The sequence below is a fragment of the Pseudoalteromonas sp. JC28 genome (assembly GCF_013319255.1).
GTDB lineage: Bacteria > Pseudomonadota > Gammaproteobacteria > Enterobacterales > Alteromonadaceae > Pseudoalteromonas.
Genome location: NZ_QOKX01000015.1, coordinates 43,805 through 59,215, shown reverse-complemented (window position 1 = coordinate 59,215; position 15,411 = coordinate 43,805). Strand labels below are relative to the sequence as shown.

Annotated in this window: 19 protein-coding genes and 1 rRNA gene; 4 read left to right on the top strand and 16 right to left on the bottom strand. The window is 41.8% G+C overall.

Annotated elements, in window-relative coordinates; all coding sequences use genetic code 11:
* A 16S ribosomal RNA gene (locus tag DS891_RS23415) occupies positions 1-80 on the bottom strand; the annotation flags it as partial.
* A 607-nt stretch (positions 81-687) separates the two neighbouring features.
* Between DS891_RS23415 and DS891_RS23410 the strand changes: the two genes are divergently transcribed.
* Positions 688-1,155 (top strand): RNA-binding protein, encoded by a 468-nt coding sequence (locus DS891_RS23410; protein WP_102057648.1) that lies wholly within the window; start codon positions 688-690, stop codon positions 1,153-1,155.
* Here the strand turns inward: DS891_RS23410 and murI are convergent, their stop codons facing one another.
* Positions 1,156-1,932, bottom strand: a complete 777-nt coding sequence (murI, locus tag DS891_RS23405) for a glutamate racemase (RefSeq protein ID WP_174171062.1) — start codon at positions 1,930-1,932, stop codon at positions 1,156-1,158.
* 63 nt (positions 1,933-1,995) lie between these two features.
* A complete protein-coding gene (locus tag DS891_RS23400) occupies positions 1,996-3,123 on the bottom strand; it encodes a DUF5610 domain-containing protein (protein WP_010604385.1) in 1,128 nt (375 codons plus the stop codon).
* Positions 3,124-3,287: 164 nt separating this feature from the next.
* Between DS891_RS23400 and trmA the strand changes: the two genes are divergently transcribed.
* Positions 3,288-4,382, top strand: a complete 1,095-nt coding sequence (gene trmA, locus DS891_RS23395) for a tRNA (uridine(54)-C5)-methyltransferase TrmA (protein ID WP_010604384.1) — start codon at positions 3,288-3,290, stop codon at positions 4,380-4,382.
* Between the two features lie 10 nt (positions 4,383-4,392).
* On the opposite strand, the gene DS891_RS23390 is transcribed toward trmA, so the two are convergent.
* From DS891_RS23390 to ccoG, 5 genes are read right to left on the bottom strand one after another with little or no spacing between them, the layout of a single operon-like run.
* Entirely contained in the window at positions 4,393-4,851 is a 459-nt protein-coding gene (locus tag DS891_RS23390) for a DUF523 domain-containing protein (protein ID WP_069023300.1), read from the bottom strand.
* A 48-nt stretch (positions 4,852-4,899) separates the two neighbouring features.
* Complete coding sequence (locus tag DS891_RS23385) at positions 4,900-5,529, bottom strand: thiol:disulfide interchange protein DsbA/DsbL (protein WP_010604382.1); 630 nt, start codon at positions 5,527-5,529, stop codon at positions 4,900-4,902.
* 18 nt (positions 5,530-5,547) lie between these two features.
* Positions 5,548-6,171 (bottom strand): thiol:disulfide interchange protein DsbA/DsbL, encoded by a 624-nt coding sequence (locus DS891_RS23380; RefSeq protein ID WP_010604381.1) that lies wholly within the window; start codon positions 6,169-6,171, stop codon positions 5,548-5,550.
* A gap of 16 nt (positions 6,172-6,187) precedes the next feature.
* Complete coding sequence (locus DS891_RS23375) at positions 6,188-7,162, bottom strand: serine/threonine protein kinase (RefSeq protein WP_174171061.1); 975 nt, start codon at positions 7,160-7,162, stop codon at positions 6,188-6,190.
* A 49-nt stretch (positions 7,163-7,211) separates the two neighbouring features.
* Positions 7,212-8,669 (bottom strand): cytochrome c oxidase accessory protein CcoG, encoded by a 1,458-nt coding sequence (gene ccoG / locus DS891_RS23370; protein ID WP_102057652.1) that lies wholly within the window; start codon positions 8,667-8,669, stop codon positions 7,212-7,214.
* Between the two features lie 249 nt (positions 8,670-8,918).
* Between ccoG and DS891_RS23365 the strand changes: the two genes are divergently transcribed.
* A complete protein-coding gene (locus DS891_RS23365) occupies positions 8,919-9,278 on the top strand; it encodes a hypothetical protein (protein ID WP_026001103.1) in 360 nt (119 codons plus the stop codon).
* Entirely contained in the window at positions 9,278-9,481 is a 204-nt protein-coding gene (locus tag DS891_RS23360; protein ID WP_010604378.1) for a hypothetical protein, read from the top strand. Before DS891_RS23365 ends, DS891_RS23360 begins: the two co-directional genes overlap by 1 nt.
* A 3-nt stretch (positions 9,482-9,484) precedes the next feature.
* Here DS891_RS23360 and DS891_RS23355 read toward each other — a convergent pair whose 3' ends face one another.
* The 8 genes from DS891_RS23355 to DS891_RS23320 all read right to left on the bottom strand — a co-directional run bounded on the left by DS891_RS23355 (position 9,485) and on the right by DS891_RS23320 (position 15,408).
* Positions 9,485-10,054: a UPF0149 family protein gene (locus tag DS891_RS23355; protein ID WP_174171060.1), complete on the bottom strand. Its 570-nt coding sequence runs from the start codon at positions 10,052-10,054 to the stop codon at positions 9,485-9,487.
* 317 nt (positions 10,055-10,371) lie between these two features.
* On the bottom strand, positions 10,372-11,130 hold the full coding sequence (locus DS891_RS23350) for a type II secretion system protein N (protein WP_010604376.1): 759 nt from the start codon (positions 11,128-11,130) through the stop codon (positions 10,372-10,374).
* 2 nt (positions 11,131-11,132) lie between these two features.
* Positions 11,133-11,606, bottom strand: coding sequence for a type II secretion system protein GspM (gene gspM, locus DS891_RS23345; protein WP_010604375.1), 474 nt, complete (start codon positions 11,604-11,606; stop codon positions 11,133-11,135).
* A complete protein-coding gene (gene gspL, locus DS891_RS23340) occupies positions 11,603-12,808 on the bottom strand; it encodes a type II secretion system protein GspL (RefSeq protein WP_174171059.1) in 1,206 nt (401 codons plus the stop codon). The genes gspM and gspL overlap by 4 nt, the downstream gene beginning before the upstream one ends.
* The gene (gene gspK / locus DS891_RS23335; RefSeq protein WP_099031899.1) at positions 12,805-13,806 is read right to left on the bottom strand and encodes a type II secretion system minor pseudopilin GspK; all 1,002 of its coding nucleotides are present in this window, start codon (positions 13,804-13,806) and stop codon (positions 12,805-12,807) included. Before gspK ends, gspL begins: the two co-directional genes overlap by 4 nt.
* Complete coding sequence (gene gspJ / locus DS891_RS23330; protein ID WP_010604372.1) at positions 13,803-14,441, bottom strand: type II secretion system minor pseudopilin GspJ; 639 nt, start codon at positions 14,439-14,441, stop codon at positions 13,803-13,805. The genes gspK and gspJ overlap by 4 nt, the downstream gene beginning before the upstream one ends.
* On the bottom strand, positions 14,441-14,818 hold the full coding sequence (gene gspI, locus DS891_RS23325; protein WP_039490909.1) for a type II secretion system minor pseudopilin GspI: 378 nt from the start codon (positions 14,816-14,818) through the stop codon (positions 14,441-14,443). The genes gspJ and gspI overlap by 1 nt, the downstream gene beginning before the upstream one ends.
* Positions 14,815-15,408, bottom strand: a complete 594-nt coding sequence (locus DS891_RS23320; protein WP_174171058.1) for a prepilin-type N-terminal cleavage/methylation domain-containing protein — start codon at positions 15,406-15,408, stop codon at positions 14,815-14,817. Before DS891_RS23320 ends, gspI begins: the two co-directional genes overlap by 4 nt.
* Between the last annotated feature and the right edge of the window lie 3 nt (positions 15,409-15,411).

Sequence of the window (15,411 nt, the reverse complement as noted above, 5' to 3'; positions counted from 1 at the left end):
TAGAAATGTTACCGCTCGACTTGCATGTGTTAGGCCTGCCGCCAGCGTTCAATCTGAGCCATGATCAAACTCTTCAATTAAAAGTTTTTTTGAAGTCTAAGCTTCGTGCTCATTGAATTCTGATTGTTTGTTTCTACTTTTCAAAAAAGTAAAATCAAAACGAATTGACTATATAGTCACTCAGTTACAATTGAGACTCTAAATTTGTTTGCGTCATCTAGCGAACTAGAATCTGCTGTTAGAACTCAACCTGTACGAGTGCCCACACAGATGATTGCTTCATATTTTTAAAGAACGTTTCGAAACATTTCGTTGTTTCGAGGGATGTGCATTCTAAGCATTCCCAATTTTTTGTCAACACTTAATTTTGAATTTCTTGAGAAGAAGTTTCGAACTTAAGTTTTACTTGACGCTAACTCGTTGCTGCTTTGCTTTTCAGCGTAGCGCCCCGTGTCAGTGGGGTCGCATTATAGGGCGATCCGATTTTAGTGCAACTCTTTTTTCGATCTTTTTGATCGTTCGAACAAACATTAACCAAAACCCACTTTTTAGTATAAAAACCATGCAAAAAAGGACAAATCTTACTATCAGAACTATATTAATTATTGCGAAGTTTAATTAACTCGTTAAGATAGCTAACTCACTTGTTAAATTAATGTTTAACCTTCTTTCAATTGGTATATTTATATGAAGTCTTTTGATCATAAAGCAATTTTGATCACTTTGGTTATTGCAGTAGCGAGCTTTTTCATTGTTGATCTTGCATTAAGCTCTACTCAGCTCGACGCTGCTCTTATGCTTGCCGTAGGTATTATCATCGGTGGCGTAATAAGCCAGTTTTTAAAAAGTGATACACAACAAGAAAAACAATCAAACTTATCAACCACTACATTATATGTAGGTAATCTACCATATCGAGCCAACGAACATGTTGTCCGCGAGCTTTTCGAAGAGCAAGGGCAAGTATTTTCAGTTCGCCTACTTAAGGATAAAAACACAGGCAAACGACGTGGTTTTGGTTTTGTTGAGATGTCTAAGCAAGATGCAGAAAAGGCGATTACTCAACTCAATGAACGTGAATTTCAACAGCGTACATTAAAAGTAAGAGAAGCAAAGCAAAAGCCTGAAGGTGAGATGGATCACTCACCCGCTTAATTAATCTTTATTTAAATTAATTATAGAGATTACTTCTTTACTATCCATTACTGGTGCCGTTGCATAGAAACACACTTCCGATACACTCGGCACCTTTTCTCCTACTACTATTTGACTTCCCAACAATGACACTGCACGGTTGGCTATTGCTTTGCCAGAATCAACCAGCTCAACATGCTTCTGTAAGCAATTCTTGATATCGTGAGCTATCAAAGGAAAATGTGTACACCCCAACACTAGCCTATCAACAGTGGCTGGAATGTTAAGCCGAGCTATTTCCGCGCAAAGTGCCTCTTTATCCAACTCGTTATGCCAATAAAAGTGCTCAGCGATCCTTACAAGCTCCGTTGAATGCAAAGTTTCAACTTTACAACCTGAGGTAAAATCCATGATGAGCTTATGTGTATAAGCATTATTTGACGTTGCCGGTGTTGCCAATAGTGCGATGTGCTTGGTCTTTGAACTAGACGCAGCAGGCTTAACAGCAGGAACAACACCTATAATTGGAATCTGGGTATGTTTTCTGGCTTCTTCCAACGCGTATGTTGAAGCGGTATTACATGCAATAACGATAAGATCAACATTGCCCAAGTATTGCTGTTGCCAACGAATAAGTCCCTTGATACGTGATTTGATTAGCTCTTGAGGCTGAAGGCCATATGGGAGAAAAGCGTTGTCCATAACATAACTAAATGAACCCCCCTGCAAACATGCCTTTAAGTGCGACAGCACACTGGTGCCACCGATCCCCGAATCGAAAACCAAAATATGCGACAAACTTCATACCTCAAATCAATGAAGTATGAAGTTTGCCATGAGTCCTCGCGAAAATAAACTGGCTTAGCTTGTTTGTTTTTGCTCAACTTGCTCTTTATTTAGTTCATTCAGTTTACTAAAAAAGCTACTAGCATAATCCAAAAACTCATTTAGTCTCGACTGACCTTCATTCATCCAAGCAAGCAGGTTTGGCAACTCATTATCGGCATTGAGTCCCTTAGCTTGCTCTTGCACATCTGCTAACTGCTTATTGAGTGGCATAAATGCCTTCTCTAAGTCTTTCATTGGATTGCCTTGCTGATATTGAGCAATCGCAGCAGATGTTTTACTTTGTCTTAAATCCATCGTGAAATTAGTGATCTGATCTGAGTTTAGGCTAAGCGACTTTGCCAAATCGAAAGCTTCATCGTATTCACCACCGAAAAAAGAATCACTGACATTACGGATATCTTCCATCATATCGTTAATTGCCTGCTGCTCCTCTTCGTTCAGCTCACCATTTACCTTAATTGAGAAACTGACTTCGTGAGAGGACTTAGTGCCATATGCCATGCCATAATCATTACCTTTTTGCGCAACACTCGCAGCGGCTCCCTGAGCATACGCATCGGAGAATGAAATAACGACTTCATCCCCTTCAGCTGTAGTAAATGCATATTCAGCCTGATTAGAAAGACTCGCAAACTGTGCGGCACTGATCGCTAATGCCTTTGGCGACTTTTCTTCAAACAATTCTTTTTCAAAATCATCTAAACCTTTAAAAATCCCTTCTCGTGATTTTTCAATGCCATCTTCGATGTCGGAATTGAAAGCGCCCATGCCTTTTAACTCTTCGCTGGCTTCATCAATACCCTGCAGCACGCCCTTACGTGCCCCATCTAGCATGGATTTCAATTCGTCATCATTTTTGCCGTCGACTTTGGCTTTCTTCACTGCACCCTGAACAAAATCGAGTACATTTTTGACAATAGATTCAAAATCAAATAGTGGCTTGTCTTTTTTATCTTGTGTCGGCTTCTCAATCCCCAACGCTTCTGCAAGCTTATCATCAAGAATTTTAGCTGCTAGCTTAGATTTATTCCCCGCATAGCTGTCCGAATTAATTTGGATATTTGGTCCTATCCCTTTGCTCTTTCCAGGCTTATGCTGCATCGCTGGATTGAGCAACTGATTTAATTGCCCGATTTTCATGGTATGCCCTCCAATATATTAGTTAGATTATCGGCATATTTGCGCAAAGCTAAAGTATAATGATTAAAAAAACAGCAAACCAGACGCATCAGTGATGCTAGACTGGACAAATTAGCAACGCTCCCTAAAATAGCGCCTCTTAATTCAACATAGATGGTTTTAGCATGGCAGTAATAAAAATTGATGATTCAGCATACGAGCAACAGTTAGCAGATAAAGCTGAGCGTATCACAACACAATTTGCACAGTTTGATGCACCTGCACTTGAAGTGTATGAATCTGCAACTCGCCATTACCGCCAGCGCTGTGAATTTAGAGTATGGCATGAGGGTGAAGATCTGTTTCACATCATGTTTGACCAGCAAACAAAAGAAAAGATCCGTGTTGATAGCTTTGATCCTGGTGCGCCGCTTGTCAATGAAATGATGCAGGTGATGATACATCAGCTGAAAGGCAACGAAATATTGCGTCGTAAACTGTTTCAGATCGACTACCTCACGACACTGAGTGGTGAAGTACTGATCAGCTTGCTTTATCACAAGCAGTTAGATGAAGCGTGGCAAACCGCGATGCAGACATTGAGAGCCGAGTTGCAACAAACCTATAAAGTTGATTTTATCGGTCGTGCTAGAAAACAAAAGGTTGTGTTTGGCAACGACTATGTAACTGAAAAACTAAGCGTTAACGGTAAAGAGTATATTTATCAGCAGGTTGAGAACAGCTTTACGCAACCGAATGCGGAAGTGAATCAGAAAATGCTAGCTTGGGCGCAGTCCATCAGTGAACCGCTAAGCAACGATCTACTTGAGCTTTATTGTGGTAACGGTAACTTTTCAATTGCATTGGCTGGTTCATTCAATAAAGTGCTGGCTACGGAGATCTCTAAATCATCAGTAAAGTCTGCACAATTTAATATTGCAGCAAACAAAGTCGATAACTTAGATATTATTCGCATGTCGAGTGAAGAGTTTACACAAGCCATGAAAGGGCAGAAGTTTTCTCGATTAGATGGTATTGATTTACAGTCCTATGATTGCCAAACGATTCTTGTCGACCCGCCTCGTGCTGGTATGGATGAATTAACCTGTCGCTTAGTCAGCAACTACGACAACATTATTTATATCTCATGTAATCCAGACACATTAGAGCGTGATTTAGCCTTGTTATGTGAAACACATAAAATCGCACGAATGGCAATTTTCGATCAGTTCCCTTATACCCATCATATTGAATCTGGCGTTTACTTAGTGAGAAAGTGATCTCTAACGATTAACGACTGGCTGCCATCGCTGTGATAAGTGCTGGCAGTTGAGTTTCGCTAAAGACTTGAATACCGGATTGCTGTAATAAAGACGCCGTTAGCCCCTGCCCTACTATTTTTTTACCTGTATGACTACCATCGTAAATCAGATTGCTGCCGCAAGACGGACTGGACTCTTTTAACAACGCAAACTTTATATCGTGCTGAAGACAAGCCGCTAGCGCTTTTTTAGCACCGAGTTCAAACGCGGTGGTAAAATCATCCCCTTGTTTACTCAAAACTTTACCATCTGCTATTTCAGCCGATGGGCGAGGTGTTGGTAAACCACCAGATACTTCGGGGCATAGCGGTAAGACCCAATTTTTTTGCCGCCAATACTGCAAGGTATTATCTTGAAGGCTTTGTGAAGAGGCGTCATACCTCACCGGATAACCTAATAAACAGCTAGAAACTAAAATTTTAAACATAAAAAAGCCCCGCAATAATTGCAGGGCTAGTCTAATACAAATTAGATTTTATTTCTTTGCTAAATAATTCACCAAAGCAGCAATTTGCTCAGGCTTAGTCGTACCAGATTCACGAAGTAATAGCTTGTATTTACCGTTCACCACGAACATTGGTACCCCTGTTAGCGCGCCTTTATCAGAAAGAGTCTTCTGCATACGTTGCATTTTTGAAGCTTTAGTACGAACAGAGAAACTGGCATAAAGTTTATCAAACTTCTCTTCTTCAACACCTTGTGCAATAAAGATATCTTTTACATCAGCAAGTTCATTGATTTTTGCGCGCTTGCCATGGATATGATTAAACATGGCTGCAACTATCTTGTCTTTTTGTGGCAGCACTTCAGCAGTTGCAAGTGCTTGTGCCAACACCTGTTGGATCTCAGGCTCTCTTGGACCAACAAAATCTATATGGCTCTTTTTAAACTTAACGCCTTCGTCCAGCTTTGGTTTAACGTCAACGATTAAATTTTCCATTGCGTTACAGGCTGGACAATAAAAAGAAAAATACTCCATTACCTCAGGCTTTTTCGTGCCACGCTCGGCAATAACTTCATAATGCACACCTTCTTCAAATGGCGCAGCCTGAGCAAGAAGAGGAAGCATTAGTGCAACCGCTAAGCCTTTTAATACTTTCAACATACTAAGTTTCTCCAGTCCTTATTTTTTTAATAGATATGCGATCAATTCATCAAGCTGCTCTTGGCTCTTGATACCTTTCATTTCGATTCTGTATTTGTCATTTACGATAAAAGTTGGAACGCCTGTTAGTGCACCCGCGTCAGAAAACTTATTTTGTGCTTTAAGCATGTTATTTTCAGCACTCACGACAGGCATACTCGTTACAGCCTGCTCAAACTTTTCAGCAGAAATCCCATTTAACTCCATTAGTGTTTTCAAATCTTTAATGTCTAACAGTTTGTTTCTTTCAACATGAATAGCATTAAAAATCTTCTCAGCAATCACATCCGCTTTGCCTTCTTGCTCAGCAATAATATAGGCATAGCTAAGATTACTTTGCGTCTCTGTAGGAATACCTCGTAGGAAGTTTACATGGCTTTTTTCAAAGCGAGCTTCCTTTGGTAAATTCTTTTCAATCGCTTTTGCAATTGGCTCAAAGCGGAAACAGTGAGGACAGTAAAAAGAGAAAAACTCGGTAACTTTCTCTGATTTACTCTGTTCGGTTGTTAAGGTCGTGTAGTGCTCACCTTCGGTAAAGTCTGAAGCCATTGCTGCAATAGGCAAAAATAGTGCGACTAATGCGATTCTGAATTTCTTTAGCATGTTACTCTCTCTAATTTTAAGGAAATAGGCTCAAACTTGGTTCATCTAATGCGGCAAATTGCTCTTTTAACGCTAGGATCTGTTGTTCCCAGTATTTGTCTGTCGCAAACCAAGAAAAGTTCCGTTCGAATGCAGGATCCTGCCAGCGCTGTGCCAACCAAGCCATATAATTCACCATTCTCATGGCACGTAGCGGCTCAATTAACGCAAGCTCTTTTGCATCAAACGGCATAAATTCTTCGTAACCCATAAGCAGGGTGTCTAACTGTACCAATTGCTCGTTGCGGTCGCCATTTAACATCATCCACAAGTCTTGTATTGCAGGGCCTTGCTGACAATCGTCAAGATCCACCAACATCAATTGATCTCTAGACCACAATAAATTTCCAGCATGACAATCCCCATGAAGCCGAAGTGTTTTAGTAACTTGATACTTTAAGGTTGCTTTGTTAATAACTTGCTCAAGAATAGTAACAAATGGAGTATGTAGATGACTAGGTACTAGCTGGCTTTTTAGCAGTGTTTGTTGCGCATCAACCAAAAAACGCTGGGTATTGAGCTGTGGTCTATGCTCGAATGCTCGCTCAGCCGACAGACAATGCAAGCGCCCTAGATAGCGACCTAAAATTTCTAAGTGGTCTAGATTATCGAGTTCGAACTGGCGTCCACCAACGCTTGGAAACAACGTATAGCGGTAACCTTCATGAAAGTGCAGACTACGCCCAGCAATAATTAAAGGTGCCACAACTGGCACTTCAGCTTCTTTCGCTGCCAGCGCGAACTCATGCTCTTCAAGAATTTGTTCATCCGTCCAACGCGCTGGACGGTAAAACTTCACTACATAACGCTTGCCGTCCTCAGCACCAAATTGATAAACACGGTTTTCATAGCTGTTCAGGGCCAATAACCCCGTTGTAGGATATATCTCAAGTGCCTCAATCGCATCTAAAATAAGATCCGGTGTCAGTGCGTTAAAACTAAAATCGTTCATAATGTTTATAAAAAAGCGAGGTTTTATACCTCGCTTTTACCTTACTCTATTATCTTCCTTTGAAGAAATTGGTCGGCTGCGCCAGCCGCTCTTCTGGATCTTCTTGGTTAATAAGCACAAACTCAAATTCGGTTACTGGCTTTTTCAAATCATATGGATCAATCACAACAGAGAGTGGCACATCTAATGTCGTGCCTGCAGCTAAGTGCACCTCATGCTTACCGATCACCTGATAATTACTTAGACCCGTTATTGCAATAGAAAATTTCTGCTCAACTTGCGCTTTGTTTATCACTTTCAAGGTATAGGTATTTTCTACCAATCCCTCAATATTGACACGATAAAGTTGATTTCTATCCCGAATAATATCAAGATCCATCGGCTTACGCATCGCAATATTCGCAACTAATGCACCAGTGATAACGACCAGGATCATTAAATAACCGATTAATTTACCACGTACTGGTTTGGTCTTTTCGCTAGATGATTCTAAATTGCGCTCTGTAGTGTAAGCAATTAATCCGCGCGGGTAGTTCATCTTATCCATAACACCATCACAGGCATCAATACACGCACCACAGTTGATGCATTCATATTGCAAACCATTACGAATATCGATACCGGTAGGACACACCTGAACACACAGGTTACAATCAATACAATCTCCTAGACCTAGCTCTTTTGGATCTTGCTTGCGTCCTCGAGGACCGCGACTTTCACCTCGTTCGCTATCATAAGCGACGGTAAACGTATCCTTATCAAACATGGCTGATTGGAAGCGAGAGTAAGGACAGATGTGTAAACACATAATTTCCCTCATCCAACCGGCATTACCATAAGTACAAATGGTAAACACGATGATGCTAATGACGGAATAAAAACCTGCTGAAAAAGTAAGTAAATCAGGGAGCAATGAGCGGATCGGGGTAAAGTAACCAACAAAAGTGATTGCGGTATACAGTGAAAAGAGTATCCAGCTACCGTGTTTTGCCGTTTTTCGCCAAAACTTGTCAAAATCCATCGGTCTCTGATCTAGTTTTTTCCGTTGGTTTGCTGTTCCTTCAAATTTTTCTTCAAACCAAATAAAAATAAACGTCCAAACGGTTTGCGGACAGGTGTAGCCGCACCATACCCGGCCATAGAAGGTGGTCACCAAGAACAGAGCAAATGCCGCTATCATCAGAATAAAAGCAAAGATAGTCAGATCTTGTGGCCATAGTGTCATGCCAAAAATATTGAACTTCTGCTCAAAAATATCGAACAACACCGCTTGATGGCCGTGAAAGTTTAACCAAGGTAAAGCCATAAATGCCAACATACCAATAAAGCCGATACGCCTTCTTAGCAGTTGATGTAGGCCAGACACCGCCCGGACATATATGCGATTACGAGGATTAAAACGATCGGGCGTAGAGCTATTGAGCGATTTCCCTTCAGTGCCACCTATTGGCTTTTGAATTTTTACTTCAGACGGTATGTTTTTAACCTTGATTCTTTCGTTCTCCATGGAAGCTCCTTAGTGCTTTGGAACGAGATGCACTTGCTACAGTGACCTTGAAAAATACAGGCTAAACTATTGCAATGTGCCCCATGACATAGTTTAGCGCTTACTATTATACGCTTTGAAACCCTATGATTAATAGTAAGTTGAGCTAAAACCCACCATAAATGATGAGAGACCTGTTGCGACCTGACAGACAAGTTTATTACACTAGGAACAAGATTTTTGTTAGCTAGATCAAATCAGCGTCAGATTATGAAAAAATTCTTAGTATTAGCCATTATAGTCGTTGCTCTGTTTACTGTGGATCATCCATTGATTAAAGAGCCAAGAGATAGGTTACTCGGTCAAGGCGTTGAAGTGCTAAGCGAGTCCAGCAAAGTACAACGCAGTACGGCTGCAAGAATCGCCAGAGCCAACGTAGTAAAAGCAATTACCATGACAGATGACGAAAAGCGCTATATTGATGAAGCCCTTGCAACAGATGAAAAAGTAAGGCTTTTCCACCTCAAGTATTGTAAAGAAAACGACTATAACTTGTATTTTTACGGCCCCGATCTCGTCAAAATCTGTGAAATTGCAGAGCAAGCCATTCATGAAGCAAAGGGATTATAATGGACTTTAGTCAATTAAATAAAAAGTCGGCAAAATCCTTTAATGATCAAAAAGCACTCATCAAAAAGCTTAGTCAGGGACGTGTTGTCAATTGCCCAAGCTGTCAGCAACCCATAGCACTCAGTTTAAGCCAATCAACGTCAAATAGAGCTGTGGCGCAATGCCAGCAGGGTTGCACATTTATCGAGTTAGATCTCGCATAAAGGTTATTCAAATAGTCCACTATTCACTGCGGCAACTTCGACTAACTCAGCATAAGATGCGGCAAACTCGTCAGCCAATTGCGCTTGAGTTAGTTGAAACTCGACCAGTGACTGTCCTATTTTGTCACAGTAAATCGTTAACTGTTGCTCACCAAGTGCAAAGAGCCCTAGTTGTTCTGTGCTCACTTGCAAAGCTTGTTTAATATCGTCGGCGAGCGGACTGGACATCAATTGCTCGTAAAAGGGCGTTGCCGCCATTAAAAATCCTTCGGCCCAATTAATTTTTTGCTCAAGTGGTGTTTCACTATTCCAAGGCAATTGAAATTCAGTTTCGTATACCTGCTCAGAAATCTCATGATGTAAGGCCATCAATGCAAACGCAATACTCTCATCTAATTCTGGATCCGCATTGGTTAAAGTCTTAAGCCACTTATCAACCTCAATACCGTTCGGGTCTATGCAGGTAGCAAATAAATATCCTTGTAAAAAAGCGATATCAATAGAAAGCTTGCGCGCAGAAAAGTAGTTTTCTAAATTCAGCTGATCAGCTGCAGTAAAAGAGAAGTCGTGCATAGTGTTGCCTTGAACTTAGGCGCCGTATCAGCGCCTACAAAAATGCTTTTATATTAATAACTAACCTGAGATTAGATTAATACCAATTAGTCTTAATACTTGCTCAATTTGAAGGAGCAAATCTGACGCTAACTGCGTTAAAAATTTCTCATTTAGAACCACTAAATAGCAAAGTTTTCGCCTTGCCTACATGGATGTAGGTACCTTGGCGATAGCAGGACGCGTAAGCGGTGTTATCGACAAGATTTTCTCGCCTCAAAATAGGTCACTTAATTAAGCAAATTGGTATAACTAAAGTCTGATATGACAGAAGTATATTATAAATTTACTGGGTAGCGACCTTCGCCATCCGGTCTACCCAAAAACTTAACCGCATCGTGTACTTCTTTTGGTAGACTTGCATCTGGCTTAATATTACCAGATACGCGAAACTGGAAATTGGCAGCAAGTGTCGCATCAGCCTGTAAGCCCAGACGATTTTCAGGGTCAACAAGCACGGCAATATCTCCTGATTTACAATCGAGCTGGCCACTAAGGTCGCCGATACTAAACCAACCATTCATGCCTTTAACATCAATATTTGGACTACTTATCTCACCATTTAGCCCTTCACAGTATGGTGCACCACTTTGGTACTTTTTCACATTGACGATAACACGCCCTTTGGCATCAACCGGCAATGGCAGGGTTACTTGATCCATAGCCTGCTCAACACTGAAACGAAGTGAGGCATTATTTACCATCACTGATTTACTGACTAAATTCGATGAGAAATTAGCTTTTCCTGAGATCTCATTTTTATCTCTCGCATTACCAAACTGTACATTGCCTGCCAGATCACCGAGTAGTAAAGCCGACGGTTCAAGCTCCCACTGAACCTGATTCAATTGAATGTTATTGAATCTCACACCGCTCACTTGACCATGCCAAACAGAACCATTTACTGCACCTAGCTGCAAATTAGCTGGCAATTGACCTTTAAAAACTTGCAGCAACACCGCTGCTGGCATAGTAAAAGCACTAAAAATAATAAATGCGAGTAAAAATATAATGAGTAGAGATAGTGTTTTTTTCATAATTATTTCTCTAAAACCAAGCGACTAACACGCACAAAGCCAGGTAAATTCCCTTGTGTAAGGTCTAGGTTTTCTACTTTTACTCCATGCTTATTTGTCAGTTCATCTATCCAAGCAACAAGTTTATTAAATTCCACATCATCGATGGTTAAACGCAGGCTTTCGCCACTAGGTTGCATTTTACTGATATCGATTTGAAAGCGGCCACGGGTGTTATTGACTATCTGGCTGATATTACCGCCGCTAATCACCTGTGCAGGGCTGTTAGATTTCAGCTTATTCACGCTTTGACCAACCCAATTTACGAGCTCGTGATTACGTTTTAGCTTAGCTTCGGCATCGCTGACAGCCTGATTTAAAGGTTTGAATATACCCATTATCAGAACAAAAACGACAAAAATAACGCCGGCAACGATCAGCAGTTTTTGTTCTTGCTCTTTTAAACCACGCCAATAGTTAACTGCTTGCTGCTTCATGCTGCACCTCGAATACGAATTTCACCCACCACAAAGTCACCATCATTGTTCAGGGCCCCCTGTTCAACGCTTACACCGCGTTGCTCTAAAATTGCTTTGACCTGACCAAATATCTGGAACTCTTTTGCGCGCGCTCTAATTCTGAGTTCATTCCTACGTTTGTCGTAACGTAGCGTTTCAGGAGCGAAAGCATCAACCTCTTCATAAATGGCCACAAAATGATTTGTTAATTCGAGCAAGCCGCCTTGCTCCGTACCAGATAAAGCATCAAGCTCATTTTGGATCTGTTTTTTCAATAAGTGCGGACGCACTACTTTATTTGGAAATGCCTGTTGATACATAGCAACCGCTTGGGTTTCTAGCTGATTAGCTTGATGACTTATTACATACAGTTGAGTGCCTTTAATTGCGATAAAGCTCACTACTGCCACGCTCGCCGCTATTAAGCCACTGCGCCAATCACGCCACCACTGCGGTTGCTTTTTCTTCGCAGCGAACCGACCTTGACGCAAATTAAAATCAATATTTGATAATGATTTCGCGAAGATGGCTAAAGGTAAATCGTAATCTTGTTGTTGCGCAGTGAGCGCTATCGTTTCTGAGAAATCACTTGCAGGGCTAAAATGCGCCAGCTGCTCAACACCCGCAATGGCGAGGTACTCGTTAACCCAGCTAAGTTCAGCAGTGCCAACTTGCCAAGCATTGTGTTTGAATAGCCATTGCTGCCCTAATTGCACGGCACTAGTCATCTCTTCATGAAGCGGCAGACATAAGGCGTCTGGTAGCGCTTTACTTACACTGATCCCTGCGTCATCGAAGGTACTAAACCAGCTTTGTAGCCAACTGCTATCACAAATCGCAACATCGATAGTATGTGTGTCGGCTTTCATACCCGGTTTACCAATTGCGATAAATAGCGCATCGATGTCGGTCGCGACATGTTCCTCAAGCATAAACGGTAAGGCTTGCTCTAGTTTCCTATTCCATTTTGCTGGTAATTCTAGCGTGCGTAACTGTACCGCAGTCGCTGGTAGTAACAAAACAACCGGTCTCGTTTGCGCTTTTTCGGCAAGGCTACCAAGCTGTTCACTCCCTTCTAATTCACCACTGGCAATAATTTGTTGTTGTTCTGTTGACCACACTAACCAGTGTATTGTCGCCTGGTGTGACTGATCCACACGGATCAATAATTGTTCTGTCACTCTACGCCTCCAAATTTACGAGCAAGCACGTACGCTTTACCATCTTTTGTTTCTATAATTGATGTGAGAGAAAAGCGTCGCTCATCAAACACAGCTGTTGCTCGCAACTGAAAATAATTGCTGTTAATCGTAAAAATTTTGGAAGTCTTGTTAGGGTCTTTGACCCCTTGATTCGCGACTTCCGTGTAAAATTCATTAATATCGGTAAAACCTTTTTTTGGTCTTGCAGAAATAATAGCTTCAGCACCTGACTTCGATAAACCAGGTATAAGCGCACTGAGTAAAAGCGCTTGTTCTGGCAATATCGTATTGACGTTTACCGCAAGCTCCTCACTTCCGGGGATCACGCAAACATAAGGCTTAATCTTTTCCATCACCAGCGGGTTAAAGCCCTTAATCACGCGTAGCTCACTAACAGACGCCATCAAATTATTAGCCGTTAAATAAGGCGTCTGATTAGACATATACTCGTCTTCTTCTGCCCCTGAGCGGTAAGTAATGCTATCTTCGTCAAGCCAATCGTAGACACTATCAGCAAGGGCTTCCTCGCTTTCGTTACTCGGCAAATCCTCAATATTCTTCAAAAGCTCCAATAGCGCAGCATGGGCTGGGTTAGTATTCTTTCCACCAATCTGCTGACCACCTTGGTTATTTCCATTTGTTTGTGACTTTGCTCTCAAAGCATTCAGGTTTAGGCATGCCTGTAAGTCTGTAACTTTACCGCTCAACGTACCATGGTCAACGGGGTAAGGCACTTCTTCACGAGCCCAAGGCTGGTCTAGATTAACGGTATCAGGATCATCTTTTTTCGCTTGTATCAACGCTCTTTTGACTAATTCCTCAGCACCATAGCTATACCACTTGGCTTGTTGCTGAGTTTGAATATTCGAGGCCTTTTGTACCTGCACCATTAAACTACTCGCCATTTCAGCGGCAATTGTCGCTGCCAATGCAACGATGAAAAGTACGATGACGAGTGCCGCACCTTGCTGCTTCATGGCTGTTGCCCCTTATCATCAGCGACACCACTGCCTGGCGTTAAAAATAAACGGCTTATTGGATCCGAGTCTTTTCTTTGCAACGTCACTTTAATCGCTTTAGGTAACGATTTCGACTTCCAATCAGCTTGCCATTTTAGTTTGTCGTCCAAAAATTCAAACTTTAATTCTTCGACATCTTCCAAGATGACCTGCGCGCGGGGCTCTGTTCCATCTAGCTGATCAACGTATATTCGATAAATACGCTCAAGCTTGTCATCGATAACCCGATAGCCCACTGCCTGCAGTTCAGAGCGAGGCAATAAACTAATAGGGTTAGTCCAACCATCACGAACAAAAGCGATACCATCATATTGGCTCTCAAGCTCATACCGGCCATGGATGATATAAGTTGGGCTAAAATCCCCGGCTTCATTTCTGACTTCTCGCTTAGTGATCTGATTAAAATCCTGATCCATCAAGCGGAAAGTCGTTTGTAGACCTTCAATTTCGGCAATTTTTTCCGCTGAAGCCGCTTGGGCCTTCAACGTTGAATCTAAAATTTGATGAGTCGCCGTCACCACCACCGCTAAAATAGCCAGTGCCAACAATACTTCTATTAGCGTGAAACCACGCTGAGGTGTATGCACTGTCACTACTTACTCCGGTACATAAAAGTGGTGATGTCATACACTGAGTTTTTGAGTTCAGGTTCGCGGAAAACGTGTACGGTGAGCTTTACAAAGCTAGGATCTGCGGTTTGTTGGATATGCTGTTGCCAATACCAAGTGACCCCGGCCATTTCCTCTTCGCCTTTGTTACCATTCTTCCCATGCCAGTCATCGCCTTGCGCGCGCAAAAATACCAAGCGATTTTCTGCCACCCACGACGCATAGGTCTGCTCTTCAAGCGAGCTGATATGATTTATATGTTCGCTTGTTGCTTGCATTGCAGCAATACCAGCGACAGCACAAATACTTAGCGCAACCATGACTTCAAGTAAGGTAAAGCCTACGCTTTTTCTAGCGTTCATTCTTCAGGTTCCCGCTTCAGCCCTACCGGCGCCATAAATTCGCCTTCGACAAAATAAATTGGCTCTTGCAGTTCTTTATTTTCCACACTTAATCTAAATGCGCTGACTTCACCAGAAGATAAAATAAGTACTTGCGGGATCTTAAGTTTTTTAAGTTCAAGTAAATTGTCGTCGTCGCCGCCACTCATCAACTCTCGCCAATTTGCTTGCTCAAGTAAGTTATCTTGAGACCAGGGCAGATCTTCTAAGATCAATTCCACTTTGTACTGCTCAGGCAGCTCAATAGGTTTGTAGATATCGTCGGCTTCGAAAGTTCGCCACTTCTCACCGTCAAAAACCAAAAACTCAATCACACCTTTATCTAAGTGAAAACCAAGTTCAACCTGATTTAGTACTGCAAATTCTGACGCAAGATTAATCGTCCCCTGCACACGCATAGCCATGGTTTCAAGCTCTTCCTCATCACTATCACTGACGGTATAAGTAATGAGGTTTACTGAAAAAGCAATGATCACCAAGACAATAAGGACTTCAAGTAAACTGAAGCCCTTTACCTTAGCTAATACCGGTTTATGCAGAGGTGTTGACATAGA